General features: G+C 69.0%; 16 protein-coding genes and 1 pseudogene. 5 read left to right on the forward strand and 12 right to left on the reverse strand.

The features are described 5' to 3' along the window. Positions 1-20: 20 nt before the first annotated feature. Positions 21-2006 (reverse strand): acetate--CoA ligase, encoded by a 1986-nt coding sequence (gene acs, locus PE066_RS02180; protein WP_271234925.1) that lies wholly within the window; start codon positions 2004-2006, stop codon positions 21-23. A 184-nt stretch (positions 2007-2190) separates the two neighbouring features. Between acs and PE066_RS02185 the strand changes: the two genes are divergently transcribed. Next, on the forward strand, positions 2191-2781 hold the full coding sequence (locus PE066_RS02185) for a YqhA family protein (protein WP_336298446.1): 591 nt from the start codon (positions 2191-2193) through the stop codon (positions 2779-2781). 90 nt (positions 2782-2871) lie between these two features. Here PE066_RS02185 and PE066_RS02190 read toward each other — a convergent pair whose 3' ends face one another. Beyond that, a complete protein-coding gene (locus PE066_RS02190) occupies positions 2872-3711 on the reverse strand; it encodes a class III extradiol dioxygenase family protein (protein ID WP_271234927.1) in 840 nt (279 codons plus the stop codon). Positions 3712-3732: 21 nt separating this feature from the next. Further along, positions 3733-4098: a protocatechuate 4,5-dioxygenase subunit alpha gene (locus PE066_RS02195; RefSeq protein ID WP_271234928.1), complete on the reverse strand. Its 366-nt coding sequence runs from the start codon at positions 4096-4098 to the stop codon at positions 3733-3735. Positions 4099-4299: 201 nt separating this feature from the next. Between PE066_RS02195 and PE066_RS02200 the strand changes: the two genes are divergently transcribed. The 3 genes from PE066_RS02200 to PE066_RS02210 are packed head-to-tail and all read left to right on the forward strand — an operon-like array spanning position 4300 to position 6777. Beyond that, positions 4300-5958 (forward strand): FAD-dependent oxidoreductase, encoded by a 1659-nt coding sequence (locus PE066_RS02200; protein ID WP_271234929.1) that lies wholly within the window; start codon positions 4300-4302, stop codon positions 5956-5958. Positions 5959-5970: 12 nt separating this feature from the next. Further along, positions 5971-6201, forward strand: coding sequence for a DUF2783 domain-containing protein (locus PE066_RS02205; protein ID WP_271234930.1), 231 nt, complete (start codon positions 5971-5973; stop codon positions 6199-6201). A gap of 33 nt (positions 6202-6234) precedes the next feature. Next, positions 6235-6777 carry a VOC family protein gene (locus tag PE066_RS02210; protein ID WP_271234931.1) on the forward strand — a complete coding sequence of 181 codons (543 nt, stop codon included), beginning with the start codon at positions 6235-6237 and terminating at the stop codon, positions 6775-6777. Between the two features lie 31 nt (positions 6778-6808). Here the strand turns inward: PE066_RS02210 and PE066_RS02215 are convergent, their stop codons facing one another. After that, positions 6809-7123 carry a putative quinol monooxygenase gene (locus tag PE066_RS02215; RefSeq protein WP_271234932.1) on the reverse strand — a complete coding sequence of 105 codons (315 nt, stop codon included), beginning with the start codon at positions 7121-7123 and terminating at the stop codon, positions 6809-6811. A gap of 246 nt (positions 7124-7369) precedes the next feature. Between PE066_RS02215 and PE066_RS02220 the strand changes: the two genes are divergently transcribed. After that, a complete protein-coding gene (locus PE066_RS02220) occupies positions 7370-7753 on the forward strand; it encodes a hypothetical protein (RefSeq protein WP_271234933.1) in 384 nt (127 codons plus the stop codon). 10 nt (positions 7754-7763) lie between these two features. Here PE066_RS02220 and PE066_RS02225 read toward each other — a convergent pair whose 3' ends face one another. The 8 genes and pseudogenes from PE066_RS02225 to PE066_RS02260 all read right to left on the reverse strand — a co-directional run. Then, the gene (locus tag PE066_RS02225; protein ID WP_271234934.1) at positions 7764-8771 is read right to left on the reverse strand and encodes an aldo/keto reductase; all 1008 of its coding nucleotides are present in this window, start codon (positions 8769-8771) and stop codon (positions 7764-7766) included. Positions 8772-8788: 17 nt separating this feature from the next. Beyond that, entirely contained in the window at positions 8789-8986 is a 198-nt protein-coding gene (locus PE066_RS02230) for a hypothetical protein (RefSeq protein WP_271234935.1), read from the reverse strand. A 164-nt stretch (positions 8987-9150) separates the two neighbouring features. Continuing rightward, complete coding sequence (locus PE066_RS02235) at positions 9151-9507, reverse strand: hypothetical protein (RefSeq protein ID WP_271234936.1); 357 nt, start codon at positions 9505-9507, stop codon at positions 9151-9153. A 175-nt stretch (positions 9508-9682) separates the two neighbouring features. Further along, a complete protein-coding gene (locus PE066_RS02240) occupies positions 9683-10039 on the reverse strand; it encodes a hypothetical protein (protein ID WP_271234937.1) in 357 nt (118 codons plus the stop codon). Between the two features lie 159 nt (positions 10040-10198). After that, positions 10199-11164 (reverse strand): PDR/VanB family oxidoreductase, encoded by a 966-nt coding sequence (locus PE066_RS02245; RefSeq protein WP_271234938.1) that lies wholly within the window; start codon positions 11162-11164, stop codon positions 10199-10201. 13 nt (positions 11165-11177) lie between these two features. After that, positions 11178-12893 (reverse strand): AMP-binding protein, encoded by a 1716-nt coding sequence (locus PE066_RS02250; RefSeq protein ID WP_440480564.1) that lies wholly within the window; start codon positions 12891-12893, stop codon positions 11178-11180. A gap of 7 nt (positions 12894-12900) precedes the next feature. Further along, positions 12901-13584, reverse strand: a complete 684-nt coding sequence (locus PE066_RS02255) for an RraA family protein (protein WP_271234940.1) — start codon at positions 13582-13584, stop codon at positions 12901-12903. A 36-nt stretch (positions 13585-13620) separates the two neighbouring features. Next, a pseudogene (locus PE066_RS02260) lies at positions 13621-14439 on the reverse strand (aspartate dehydrogenase); the annotation flags it as partial. Between the last annotated feature and the right edge of the window lie 59 nt (positions 14440-14498).

Consider the following 14498-nt stretch of genomic DNA (forward strand, 5'->3'; position numbering starts at 1 on the left):
CCGGCCTTCGGCCGCCTCGATCAATTGCGTTCCGCCAATTGATCGAGGATTGCCGGGTTTTCCAGCGTCGTGGTGTCCTGGGTGATCGCCTCCCCCTTCGCGATCGACCGCAGCAGCCGGCGCATGATCTTGCCGCTGCGGGTCTTGGGCAGGTTCTCGCCGAAGCGGATGTCCTTGGGCTTGGCGATGGGGCCGATCTCCTTGGCCACCCAGTTGCGCAGTTCGTTAGCGATCTGCTTGGCCTCCTCGCCGGTTGGGCGCGGCCGCTTGAGCACGACGAAGGCGCAGATCGCCTCGCCGGTCAGCTCGTCGGGCCGGGCCACCACGGCGGCCTCGGCCACCAGGTCGGTCTTGGCGACCAGCGCCGACTCCACCTCCATCGTGCCCAGCCGGTGGCCCGAGACGTTGAGCACGTCGTCGATGCGACCGGTGACGCGGAAGTAGCCGCGCTCCTTGTCGCGCACCGCGCCGTCGCCGGCCAGGTAGGTGCGCCCGCCCATCTCCTCGGGGAAATAGGTCTTCCTGAAGCGCTCCGGATCGCCCCAGATGGTGCGGATCATCGCCGGCCAGGGCCGCTGGATCACCAGCATGCCGCCCGAGCCGTTGGGCAGTTCCTTGCCGGTCTCGTCGACCACCGCGGCCATGATGCCCGGCAGCGGCAGCGTGCACGAGCCCGGCACCAGCGGCGTCGCACCCGGCAGCGGGCTGATGACGTGGCCGCCGGTCTCGGTCTGCCACCAGGTATCGACCACCGGGCAGCGCTCGCCACCGACGTTCCGGTAGTACCACATCCAGGCTTCGGGGTTGATCGGCTCGCCCACGCTGCCCAGGATGCGCAGCGAGGACAGATCCCAGTTCTTCGGGTGCACCTTCTCGTCGCTCTCGGCCGCCTTGATCAGCGAGCGGATCGCCGTCGGCGCCGTGTAGAACACGCTGACCCTGTGCCGCTCGATCATCTGCCAGAAGCGGCCGGCATTCGGGTACGTCGGAATGCCCTCGAACATCACCTGGGTCGCCCCGGCGGCCAGCGGCCCGTACACCACGTAGCTGTGGCCGGTGACCCAGCCGATGTCGGCCGTGCACCAGAAGACGTCGTCCGGGCGGATGTCGAACACCCAGTCCATGGTGAGCTTGGCCCACAGCACGAAGCCGCCGGTGGCGTGCTGCACACCCTTGGGCTTGCCGGTGGAGCCCGAGGTGTACAGCACGAACAGCGGGTGCTCGGCACCGACCGGCACCGGCGGGCACTCGTCGGGCTGGCCCTTGAGCACGTCCTCGAAGGTCTTGTCGCGGCCGGCCACCATGTTGCAGGCGGTGGGCGTGCGCATGTAGACCAGCACCGAGCGCACCGACTCGCAGCCGCCCATGGCGATGCCCTCGTCGACGATGGCCTTGAGCGGCATCTCCTTGCCGCCGCGCATCTGGTAGTTGGCGGTGATCACCGCCACCGCACCGGCGTCGATGATGCGCTCGTTCACCGCCTTGGCCGAGAAGCCGCCGAACACCACGCTGTGGGTGGCGCCGATGCGCGCGCAGGCCTGCATGGCGATCAGGCCTTCCACGGTCATCGGCATGTAGATGAGCACGCGGTCGCCCTTCTGAATGCCCTGTGCCTTGAGCGCATTGGCGAAGCGGCTGACGCGCAGCAGCAGGTCCTTGTAGGTGTAGGTCGTGACCGTGCCGTCGTCGGCCTCGAAGATGACCGCGGTCTTGTTCTCCACCGGCGTGCCGACGTGCTTGTCCAGGCAGTTGGCGCTGGCGTTGAGCTCGCCGTCCTCGAACCACTTGTAGAACGGCGCCTGCGATTCGTCGAGCGTCTTCGTGAACGGCCTGGTCCACACCAGGTGGTCGCGCGCCAGCTTCGCCCAGAAACCCTCGAAGTCGCGCGCGGCCTCCTGGCACATCGCGTCATAGGCGGCCATGCCGGCGATGCGGGCGCCGCGCATCGACGCTTCGGCGGGTGGAAAGACGCGGTTCTCGACCAGGACCGATGTGATGGCGCTCATGCTCTTGTCTCCGGGCTGGGGGGTGGATGGGATGGCCGGGAATGTCGGACCGGCCACTTACAGATGTCTGACTCCCGCGAGCTTACAAGGTACGCCGAACGGCTCGGGCTGTCATGGGGCAAAACTACAATGCCGGCCGGCTTATCGCATCATCCAAAAGACCTCAATGCCCGACCCGAACCCGATGCTTCGGAGCTCTCCGCTGCGTCCGCTTCCCAACCTGATCTTCGCCAGCCGCTGGCTTCAACTGCCGCTGTACCTGGGCCTGATCGCCGCGCAGGCGGTCTACGTGTTCCATTTCTGGGTGGAGCTGGTCCACCTGCTGGAAGCCGCCTGGGGCAACCAGGACGCGCTGCACAAGCTGGTCGGCAGCATCGGCTACAAGGCCGACGCGCCGGTCACCGCGCTGAACGAGACCGTGATCATGCTGGTGGTGCTGGCACTGATCGACGTGGTGATGATCTCCAACCTGCTGATCATGGTGATCGTCGGCGGCTACGAGACCTTCGTCAGCCGCATGCACCTGGAGGGCCACCCCGACCAGCCCGAATGGCTGAGCCACGTGAACGCGTCGGTGCTCAAGGTGAAGCTGGCCACCGCCATCATCGGCATCAGCTCGATCCACCTGCTCAAGACCTTCATCAACGCCGGCAACTACACCGACCGCGTGCTGATCGCGCAGACGGCGATCCACATCACCTTCCTGCTGTCGGCGATGGCGATCGCCTACACCGACAAGATCATGGCGGCAGCGGCCGCGCAGGCGCAGCACTGAGGACTCCGGCGCGCAACGCGCGCCTGCGGCGCTCGCGCTGCGCGTTGCGGTGGATTCCCGCCTTCGCGGGAATGACGGAATCCAGGATCCTTACGCCACCGCCTCCATCGCCATCAGCCCGGCCGCCGTGTTCGAGATCGGGATGTGGTAGTTCGAGTGCACCTTGCGCACCGGCCCCGACACGGCGCCGCGCGCGGCCAGCCACATGAGCAGCTCCACGCCCTGGGTGCCGGTCTTCTCGACCAGCTCGTGGATGCTGAATTGCGTGGCCCAGGCCGGGTCGTCGAGCATGCTGTCCATGAACTTCAGGTCGAACGGCTTGTTGATGAAGCCGGCCCGCTCGCCGTCGAGCTGGTGCGACAGGCCGCCGGTGCCGATCACCACCACGCGCCGGTCGCTGTCCCAGGAGCGGATCGCCTCGCCCACCGCCTGCCCCAGCGCGTAGCAGCGCCTGGCCGACGGCAGCGGGTACTGCACGGTGTTGATGCACACCGGCACGATCGCCACCGGGCAGTCGCCTTCCGGCCAGAACAGCTTGAGCGGCAGCGTCACGGCGTGGTCGACCAGCATCTCCTGGCAGGTGGTGATGTCGAACTCGCGCGCCACCAGGTGCTCGATCAGGTGCCAGGACAGGTCCAGCTCGCCGCGGAACGGCGGCAGCGTCGGGATGCCCCAGCCCTCGTCCGCGTTGCGGTACTCGGGCGCTGCGCCGACCGCGAAGGTCGGCATCTTGTCCAGGAAGAAGTTCAGGCCGTGGTCGTTGTAGAAGACCACGGCGACGTCGGGCTTCACCTCGGCCAGCCATTGCTGCACCGGGCCGTAGCCGTCGAAGAAGGGCTTCCAGTAAGGCTGCTGCTGCAGCCCCTTGGCGATGGCGCCGCCGATGGCGGGCACGTGCGAGGTGGCGAGGCCTCCGAGGATGCGGGCCATGGTCGATGTCTCCTTGTGGTTTCAGGTTGGCAGCGTGTCGGGCTGCTCGTTGGCGCGCACCAGCATCGCCTTGAAGTCGTCCTTGCTCATGCCGGTCTGGGCCGCGCCCAGGTCCTGCACGTCCAGCCCCAGGATGCCGGCGAACTTGGCCAGGTAGTAGACGTTGCCGCCGGCGGCCAGCAGGCCCGGCACGTCGCGACCGCGGATCGCGCGCGCCTGCTCCTCGTTCAGCCCGTAGCGCTGCATGTAGCCGGCCTCGTCGGCGCGGAAGGCCTCGCGGTTGGCGGCCTCGTTGAAGGAAAAGCACATGCGGTTGAGCGCATAGCCCTTGCGGGCCTGCTGACCGTCGAAGACGGTGGTGCCGGGAATGGGTGGATAGCGGTCCATGGTGTGCGGTTGCGGGTGGATGGGCGCTCGCGGACTATTCCGCCGCCGCGCGCGCCAGTCCCTGATCCAGGTCAAGGACCGCCGTGGAACTTGACGAAGATCAAGCGTACGTAGAATTACGTTTAGTGAAATCAATTTCGCAATAGTAAATTCCCAACCCGCACCCACCGGACGGTGCGAACCAGAACAGGAGACGCCCGCATGGGGACCTACGCGTACCCGCGCTTTCCGTACAAAGCCCCGACGGACCTGCGGTCCGATCCGCCGCAGCGGCGCCCGCTGATCGTGGTCGGCGCCGGCCCGGTCGGGCTGGCCGCCGCCATCGACGCCCGGCTGCAGGGCATCCCGGTGCTGCTGCTGGACGAGGACGACACCGTCTCGATCGGCTCGCGCGCGGTCTGCTACGCCAAGCGCACGCTGGAGATCCTCGACCGGTTCGGCGTGGGCGACCCGCTGGTCGACAAGGGCGTCGGCTGGAACGTCGGCCGCACCTTCTTCGGCGAGCAGGAGGTGTACCGCTTCGACCTCCTGCCCGAGCCGGGCCACAAGCGGCCCGGCATGATCAACCTGCAGCAGTACTACCTGGAAGAGGCGCTGATCGCGCGCGCCACCGAACTCGGCGCCGACCTGCGCTGGAAGCACAAGGTGGTGTCGATCCAGCCGGCCGACGACCACGTGCGCCTGCAGGTCGAGACGCCCGACGGCCTGTTCGCCATCGAGGCCGACTGGCTGATCGCCGCCGACGGCGCGCGCAGCCCGATCCGCCGCATGCTGGGCCTGGAGGTGGACGGCCGCATCTTCATGGACCGGTTCCTGATCGCCGACGTGGTGATGAAGGCCGACTACCCGGCCGAGCGCTGGCTGTGGTTCGACCCGCCCTTCCATCCGCACCAGACCGTGCTGCTGCACAAGCAGGCCGACAACGTCTGGCGCATCGACTTCCAGCTCGGCTGGGACGCCGATCCGCAAGAGGAGAGGAAGCCGGAGAACGTGATCCCGCGGCTGCAGGCCATGCTGGGCGAGCGCCCGTTCGAACTCGAGTGGGTCAGCATCTACACCTTCCAGTGCCGGCGCATGAAGGACTTGCGCGCCAACCGCGTGCTGTTCGTCGGCGACGCCGCGCACCAGGTCTCGCCGTTCGGCGCGCGCGGCGCCAACTCCGGGTTCCAGGACGTCGACGACCTGCTGTGGAAATTGCGGCTGGTGATGGCCGGCCAGGCGCCCGATCGCCTGCTCGACACCTACAGCCGGGACCGCATCGACGCCGCGGACGAGAACCTGCTGAACTCGACGCGCTCGACCGACTTCATCACGCCCAAGAGCCGCGCCAGCAAGACCTTCCGCAACGCGGTGCTGCACCTGGCGCGCGAGCACGCCTTCGCCCGCAGGCTGGTGAACTCCGGGCGGCTGTCGGTGCCCAGCTTCCTGACCGGATCGGTGCTGAACACGCCCGATGCCGAGGCCTTCGAGGGCCGCATGGTCCCCGGCGCGCCGATGGACGATGCGCCGCTGCGCATCGATGGCCATGACGACTGGCTGCTGGACCGGGTCGGCAACGGCTTCCGGCTGCTGGTGTTCGCGCCCTCGGCGCAGGCCGTGCCGGCCGGCTGGCGCGACAAGCTGGCCGAACTGGCACACGACCCGATTCCCGTCACGGCGCTGGTCGTCGCGCCCGACGGCGGCGCCCTGCCCGGCTTCACCGTGGCACAGGACCCCACCGGCCTGGCGGCGCAGCGCTACGACGCCCGCGACGGCGCCGTCTACCTGATCCGCCCCGACCAGCACGTGGCCGCCCGCTGGCGCGCGTTCGACGCCGCACGGGTGCGCGCCGCCGTGGCCCACGCCACCTGCAACGCCTGAAGGACAGCCCCCATGCCGCTGCAACTCGCCCCCAACATCGCCGAACCCGGCAAGCGCTACTTCCGCGACTTCAGCCCCGGCGACGACTTCTACGAAGCGCTGATCGACGCCCACCGCGACCTCACCGACGAGCAAAGCGAGCAGCTCAACGCCCGCCTGGTGCTGCTGCTGGCCAACCACATCGGCGACCTGAGCGTCCTGCGCGAAGCCTTCGCGATCGCCCGACAGGGCCTCGACACCTGAACCCTGCCCCAGCCCCCCGAAAGGAGACAACCCGTGCCCATCCGCAAGATCCACCATGTCGCCTACCGCTGCCACGACGCCAGGCAGACCGTCGAGTGGTACGAGAAGAACCTCGGCATGAAGCTGGTGCTGGCGATCGCCGAGGACCAGGTGCCGTCCACGCGCGACCCCGATCCGTACATGCACCTGTTCATGGACGCCGGCGGCGGCAACGTGCTGGCCTTCTTCGAGATCCCGAACTCGCCCCCGATGGGCCGTGACCCGCACACGCCCGAGTGGGTGCAGCACATCGCCTTCGAGGTGGACAGCCTGGACGAGTTGCACCAGGCCAGGGCGAAGCTCGAGGCCAATGGCGTGCCCGTGATCGGCATCACCGACCACACCATCTTCCAGTCGATCTACTTCTTCGACCCCAATGGCCACCGGCTGGAGCTGGCGTTCAACACCGGCACGCCCGAGATGTACAGGCGCCTCGACGAGGTGAAGTACGAGATGGTCGACGAGTGGGCGCGCACCAAGCGCGCACCCAAGCACGCGGCCTGGATGCACGAGAAGGAATTCGCCACTCCCGCCTGAGCAGGCATGCGCGGTGTCCTCGGGCCTGCGCTCAGGCGTGCAGGCCCGCCGACTCGAACCGCGCCACCACTTCTCCGGACACCGGGTCGGTGACGCCGAGGCCGCCGCCCAGGTCCTCCAGGCAGTCGCGGAAGCTGTCGAGCATGGCGATCATCCCCGGCCGGGCCGCCGCCAGCTCCGCCATGGAGTCCCACTCGCCGACCACGCAGTAGGTGCGATCGCCGGTCTTCACCAGCGAGAAGCGCTGCATGCCGCCGAATTGCGGGTCGGCCTTGCGGTGCGCGTCGATGAACTCCTGCTCGCGGCCGGGCTTGACGCGGAAGCGGACGATGTTGAACGCGGTCATGGCGCCTCTCCTTGCACGGGTGGAAAAGGGGGCCAGATTGCGCCGCCCGCGCCGTCATGACAAGCGCGGGAGTGGCGTCCCGGCGCGGGGGTGGCACCGCAGCGCGAGCTGGCGCACGCTGGCTGCAATTGGTTTCACGGCTGGGCTGAAGCCGGCTTCACCCGCGCGGGCGGCGGCAGCCGGCCGGAACCTCCGCGGGCGCGGACGATCCACTTTCCTTGTCAAGCAAGCAGGAAGCTCACAGCCATGTTCGCCGCCGTCTGGATCCTGGGCCTGCTGGCCCTGCTGCTGTGGAGCCTCACGATGTGGGGCGTGCATGCCCTGTGGGCCGCACTGGCCGACACCAGCTGGGACGTGGCGGTGAACCGCCTGCCCAACCTGCAGCTGCCGCCCGCCCTGGAGCCGTGGCTGGGCGATACCTGGCGTCAATGGATGGAGGCCATCGGTCCCTGGCTGGGCCATGTCGCCCCGACGCTGGACTCCATCACCGGCTGGGCTGCCAGCGCCATGCCGGTGCTGATCTGGATCACCTGGGCGATCGGGGCGTTCCTGCTGCTGCTGGTCACCGCCGCGTTCGCGGGCGTGGTGTCGTGGTTGCGCGGCAGACGCCGGCCGGTGGCACGGACTTGAGTCCCGTCGCCTACGGCGCGAACTCCTCGGTATCCACTTCCGTGCGCGACTGCGCGCTGTAGCGGTTGCCGCTGACCGTCTGCTGGTTGACGTGGGCCTCCAGCCGCTCGACCAGGCCGGCGTCCAGCTTCAGGTTCGCCGCCGCCAGGTCCTCGTGCAGGTGCTCGACCTGGGTGGTGCCCGGGATCGGGATGATGTCGCTGCCCTTGTGCAGCAGCCAGGCCAGCGCCAGCTGCGCCGGCGTGCAGCCCGCCTCCTGCGCCAGTGCCTTGTAGCCGGGCAGCAGTTGCAGGTTGCGCGCGTAGTGCTCGGGGGCGAAGCGCGGCATGGAGCGGCGGATGTCCTTGGCGTCCAGCGTCGCCACGTCGTGCAGCGCGTCGCACAGGAAGCCGCGCGCCACCGGGCTGAACGCCACGAACGCGACGCCCAGCTCGCGGCAGGCCTGCAGCACCGCGATCTCCGGGTTGCGTGTCCAGAGCGAATACTCCGTCTGCAGCGCCGTGACCGGGTGCACGGCATGCGCCTTGCGCAGCGTGGCCGCCGACACCTCCGACAGCCCGATCGTGCGCACCTTGCCCTGCTCCACCAGCCGGCTCATGGCGCCGACGCTGTCCTCGATCGGCACCTGCTTGTCCCAGCGGTGCAGGTAGTACAGGTCGATCACGTCGGTCTGCAGGCGGCGCAGGCTGTCCTCGCAGTTGCGGCGCACGGTGTCCGGGCGGCCATCGATCACGCGCCGGACCGTGCCGTCGTCGCCCGTGACGCCCGCCATGCCGCCCTTGCTGGCCAGCGTGAAGCGGCTGCGATGCGGCTTGAGCACGCGGCCGACCAGCGTCTCGTTGGCGCCGAAGCCGTACAGCGCCGCGGTGTCGAACAGCGTCACGCCGGCGTCCAGCGCCGCCAGCAACAGCCGCTCGCCCTGCTCAGCCGACGGCGGCGTGCCATAGGCGTGGCTGAGGTTCATGCAGCCGAGGCCGATGGCGGAGACCTGGAAGGGGCCGAGGGAGCGATCGTGCATGGCGGCCGGCGTGCCGGTCAGGAAGCGACCAGTTCGCCCATGGCGAACACGGACACGGGGATGCGGCCAGCCAGCTGGGCGGGCGTCTGGGATAGCCAGGTGAGGCGCTTCTGCTCCTCCAGCGCGGCCTTGCGCTCCTGGGCCAGTTCCTTGGGAGTGAGTTCCTTTTCGTCCTCGATGATGCAGTGGATAGCGGTTTCGTCAGTCTTTGCCATGCCCGTATTGTCCGGTTTGTGCCCCGGATCGCGAAGAAATCTCGGGGATAACCCTCACTCATCCACAGCGCGCGGCTGGATCGCTTGACAGACCGTCGCCGCTGCGCTTTGGGCTCGGCAACGGCTGCGCCACGCTGGCGGGCCTGGTGCAGCCGTTCGAACCCTCAGCGCCAACGCGGGTTGTCGGGCGCGCGATCGCGGTGGTTCGGCACGCCGTCGCCATCGCGGTCGCGGTCGAAGCGGTCGGGAATGCCGTCGCGGTCACGGTCTCGGCGCGGGCCGGGACCGCCCTGCCATTGCGGGGCACCGTGACCGGCGTACCGTGGGGTGACGACCCACTGGGCCTCGACCCACACCCGGTGCGGGCCGCGCTGCTCCCAATGGCCCGGCACGAAGGTGCGCTGGTGAGCCGGGGCTGCGTAGGCCGGCGGCGCATAAACCGGTCGCGGTGATTGATCCACGTAAGCCGGGCGCGCGGCGGCAGTGCCGGCCGCCAGCAGGGTGCCGGCCACGATGATCATGCAAGCTGTCTGACCCATGTCGCGTCTCCTTTCGGGTTGGGGCACGACGATGGTGGCGCGCGATGCTGTCCGGCTTGCGAAGCGACTGCGAAGCTGTGTGAAGAGTCCCACGTGCCGCCGTCGTGGCGTCACGCCGCGCAACGGCTGCGCAGCCGCTGCCGCAGCGATCCGTCAGCTACAGATCGTGGGCGCAGGCGCTGCCGACCGCCTTTACATCCTCTTGCGGCGCGGGCGTGCCGTCGTCCAGGGTGGTGGTGATCGAAACCTGCTCGGTTGCCGCAGGCACCGGCGCCAACTGCGACACCGTCGGCGTCGGCACCAGCGTCGAGAAGACCGTCGCTTCGACCAGGCGCGCTTCATCCGCCGACACCGGAGGCGCGGCCGGCGACAACCAGGAGGCCGCCAGCGCCAGGCCGGCGACGGCTGCAGCGGCTGCGGCACCGGCCCAGCGCGGCCGGTGGTGGCCGGATTGCCGGGGGGCCACGGGTTCATCTCCGTGCAGGGATTGCTGATGACGGGCGAGGTAGCACATGCGGACCTCCTGCGTGCGGCGCTCGGGACTCGAGCGGCCAGTATGGCCCGCGCGCCCGTCGATGCAAGGCGCGCCGGAGGCGACCTTGTCAATGGCGAGCCTCTTGCGCATCACGAGGTTACGCCCGGCCGCCCGCGAGCGCCCGGGGGCATCAGGCCATCAGATGTCCAGTACCAGACGCGGGCTCAGCGAGCGCGAGCAGCAGGGCGTCAACCGGTCCCCGCGCATCCTCTCTTCCTGGGTCAAGCACATGTCCCGATGGTCCGGTACGCCGTCGAGCACCCCCACGGCGCAGGTGCCACAGATGCCTTGCTCGCACGATGTCGGCAGGATGAACCCGTGCTGAGCCAATGCAGCAAGAATCGATTGCCCAGCTGATACCTGGATCACGGCACCGGTCGAGGCGATCTGGACCTCGAATTCGCCTTCGGTGCACGGGCTGCGCACCGGCGCAGCAAAGTACTCGCGATGCAATCGGCTCTCGGGCCAGCCCGCTGCACGGGCGCTCCCGAGGACCCAGTCCATGAACCCGGCCGGGCCGCAGACATACAGGTGCGTGCCGGCGTGCGCTTGGTCGAGGACCGCACGCGGGTCGAATCGCTGCTCGGTGGGCCCATCGTCATGGTGAAACTCGGCATGCGGGCCGATGGGACCCGCCACGATCCGGTCGACGAATGCGGTTCGCTCGGAGGCGCGCGTGCAGTAGTGCAGTTCGAACGACGCCTGGTCCCGCGCCAGCGTCTCGGCCATCGCCAGCAGGGGCGTGATCCCGATCCCACCGCCCACCAGCAGGTGGTGCCCGGCGCTGGCATCCAGCTCAAAGCAGTTGCGCGGCTCGCTGATCAGCACAAGCTGTCCTTCCGCCAGCGCGTGCATCCCGCGGGAGCCGCCGCGCGAGGCGGGCTCGCGCAGGACTGCGATCAGGTAGAGCTGCGTGTCCCAGGGCGGGCTGCACAGCGAGTACTGCCGCAGCGGCCCGCCCGGCAGCTGCACGTCGATGTGGGCGCCCGCCGTGAAGGGCGGCAGTGGCTGGCCATCGGGATCGACGAGCTCGAACGAGCAGATCTCCGCGGTCTCGGGCTTCTTGCGCGCAATGCGCACCCAGCGCGTGGTGGAACAAAGCATGGCGATCGCAAGCCTACGGTTCGTCCCGCAGGTCCTGGAAGTCCTCTTCCCGGAACTCCTGCGCTCCGCGTTCACCGGCGGCGTGGCGGCTGGCTTCCTGGGCGCGCAGCTGGACGCGCCGGATCTTGCCGGAGATCGTCTTGGGCAGTTCCGTGACGAACTCGACCCGTCGCACCCGCTTGTAGGGCGCCAGTTGGCGCCGTGCGAATGCCAGGATCTCCCGGGCGGTCGCGGCATCGCCGACGCGGCCCGGCGCCAGCATGACGTAGGCCTTGGGCACGGCCAGCCGCACCGGATCGGGGGCGGGTACGACCGCGACCTCCGCCACCGCGTCGTGCTCGATCAGCGCGCTCTCCAGTTCGAAGGGGCTGATCCGGTAGTCGGACGCCTTGAAGACGTCGTCGGCGCGCCCGACGAAGGTGAAATACCCGTCGGCATCGCGGGCGGCGGTGTCGCCGGTGTGGTAGTAGCCGCCGCGCATCGCCTCGGCATTCTTCTCGGCGCTGTCCTGGTAGCCGGCCATCAGCCCGACCGGCTGCTCGCGCAGGTCGATGCAGACCTCGCCCTCGTCGGCCTCATGCCCGTCCAAATCGAGCAGGACGATGCGATAGCCGGGCAGCGGCTTGCCCATGGAGCCGGGCTTGACCGGCAAGCCAGGAGAGTTGCCGACCTGTGCCGTCGTCTCCGTCTGGCCGTAGCCGTCGCGCAGGCGCAACCCCCAGGCCTGCTGCACCTGTTCGATGATTTCGGGATTCAGCGGCTCGCCGGCACCGACGACCGAACGCAGCTGCAGACGGTCCTTCCAGGCCGCGAGATCCTCCTGGATCAGCATCCGCCACACGGTGGGCGGGGCGCACAGGCTCGTCACGCCGCAGCGGGCCAGCGTGGCCAGCAGGGCCGGCGCCGAGAAGCGCGGCGTGTTGTGGATGAACACGCAGGCGCCGGCATTCCAGGGCGCGAACAGGCAGCTCCAGGCGTGCTTGGCCCAGCCGGGCGACGAGATGTTCAAGTGGACGTCGCCGGGGCGCAGGCCCAGCCAGTACATGGTGCTCAGGTGCCCCACCGGGTAGCTCTGGTGCGTATGCAGCACGAGCTTGGGCTTGGAGGTCGTGCCGGAGGTGAAGTACAGCAGCAACGGATCGGTGGCGCGGGTCGGACCGTCCGGCTGGAATCCTCGGCCAGCCTGGTCGGCGGCCGCATAGTCGACCCACCCGGATTGCGGAGCGCCGACGCTGATGCGGGTGAATCCGCCCCGCAGCTGCGCGAACTTCTCCACCTGGGCGGAACCCGCCACGACATGGCGGACCTGCCCGCGATCGAGCCGGTCCTGCAGGTCGTCCGCGGTGAGCAGCGCCGTCGCCGGAATCACCACCGCGCCCAGCTTCATGGCCGCGAGCATGATCTCCCACAGGGCCGGCTCGTTGCCCAGCATGAGCAGCACGCGGTCGCCGCGCTGCACGCCCTGCGTCCGCAGGAAGTTCGCCACCTGCGAGGAGCGCGCGGCAAGCTCGGCGAAGGTGGCGCGGTACTCGCTGCCATCCGCCTCGACGATCCACAGGGCCGGCGCGTCGTTGCCGTGGGCGAGCGCATCGAAGTGGTCCAGGGCCCAGTTGAAGTGGACCAGCTTCGGCCAGCGGAAGCCGGCCACGGCGCCCTCGGGGTCGTCGCGCAGGCGCAGCAGCAGCTCGCGTGCCGCCAGGAAGGCCTGTCGATCGTCGCTCATGTCCATCAGCCCCTCAGACGTGGCCGTACTTCTTCAGCGCGTCGGCCAGGGTCAGCCCCTTCTTCAGGTCGATCCGGATGTCGCGCTCGATCGCGGTCAGCCGCTCGGCCTCGACCAGCACCTGCTCGACCAGGTCCGAGGGGATCGCGATCACGCCATCCTCGTCGCCCAGGATGAAGTCGCCGGGGTTGACCTGCACCAGGCTGGTGGTCGCGCCGCGCAGGAACACCGGCACCTGGGAGGCCGTGACCTTCCAGCGGCCGATCGACTGCACCGGCGTGCGGTAGCGCGCGTACACCGAGAAATCCTGCTCGCCGATCCAGCGGATATCGCGGATGCCGCCGTCGACCAGCGCACCCGTGCAGCCGCGCTCCTTCATGCCGATGGCGATCAGCTCGCCGAAGTAGCAGATGCCCTCGCCGTCGCCGCTCCAGACCGACACCTCGTCCGGCCCCAGGCCCTGGCAGGCCTTCATCTTGTCGGCGTCACCGCCCATCGGGTAAGGCGTCATCTGGCCGCGGATGGTGTACGCCCAGCCCGCCAGCTTGCCGGCGTTGGCCGGGTAAGGGGCGAACTCGGGCGCCAGGCCCTGGTTCAGGTGGCCCAGGTTGTCCAGGACGTCGCCGACATTGGCGGTGTCCACGGCCAGGAAACGCTGCCGGATCTCGGCCCGCTGCGCGCTCGAACGTTCTTTCATGGTCTGCCTGCTTTCTGAGGATGGTGTTGGGTCTGCTCAGGTACCGACGCGCAGCGGCGCCGACATCTTGCGCAGCAGCGCGATCACGCTCTTGGCCGTGATCCGGCCGGTCTTGGGGTTGTCCGATGGGATGTTCTGGATCGTCATCGAAAAGGAGGCTGAATCCGATTCCACGTCGATCGTGTGGGTGTTGCGCTCGACGCCCGGGTCGGCCCACACCTGCAGGGTGGTGCGGTCCGGGTCGATGCCGGCCAGCCCCAGCGCGACGGCGACGTTCAGGTTGGCCGGGAAGCCCTTGGCCGCGTTGCGGGCGTTGCCGTCGTAGAGCTTGACCGGCTCCTTCAGGCCGGCCAGGTCGATGCCGCGTTCGGCCAGGAACGGCGCCCCCAGCAGCCCCTTGGGCGGCTTGCGCGTGACCATCTTCACCGAATAGATCGTGCCTTCGGCCGCCGCCGTCACGGCGTCCAGGCCGATCAGGGCGCCCGTGGGCACCATCACCTGGGCGCCCGTCTCGCGGCACTGCTCGACCAGCTCGGGGTAGTCCAGCAAGGCACCGACCGACAGCACGACCGCCCGCTTGCCGGCAGCCACGACCGGCTTCAGGATGGTCGGCAGCAGCTCGGCCGGCGCGCACTCGATCACGATGTCGCAGTGCTCGGCCAGCTCGGCCAGGCCGACCAGCCGGACTTCCGAATGCAACTGCGAGAGGAAGGCGGCGGCCTTCTCCCGGTCGCGTGTGCTGACGGCGACCAGCCGGGTACCGGGCACGCCCTTGTCGAGCGCCCGCGCCAGCTCCTGGCCGATGGCCCCCAGCCCGGCGATCCCGATGCGCTGCACTGCTTGTCTGTTCATCTCTGTTTTCCCTTGTACATCTGTGGAATGGTTCTCTCCCCGCGAGCCGGCCGGCTTGCGCG

This window comes from Ramlibacter tataouinensis (genome assembly GCF_027941915.1).
Lineage (GTDB): Bacteria > Pseudomonadota > Gammaproteobacteria > Burkholderiales > Burkholderiaceae_C > Ramlibacter > Ramlibacter tataouinensis_C.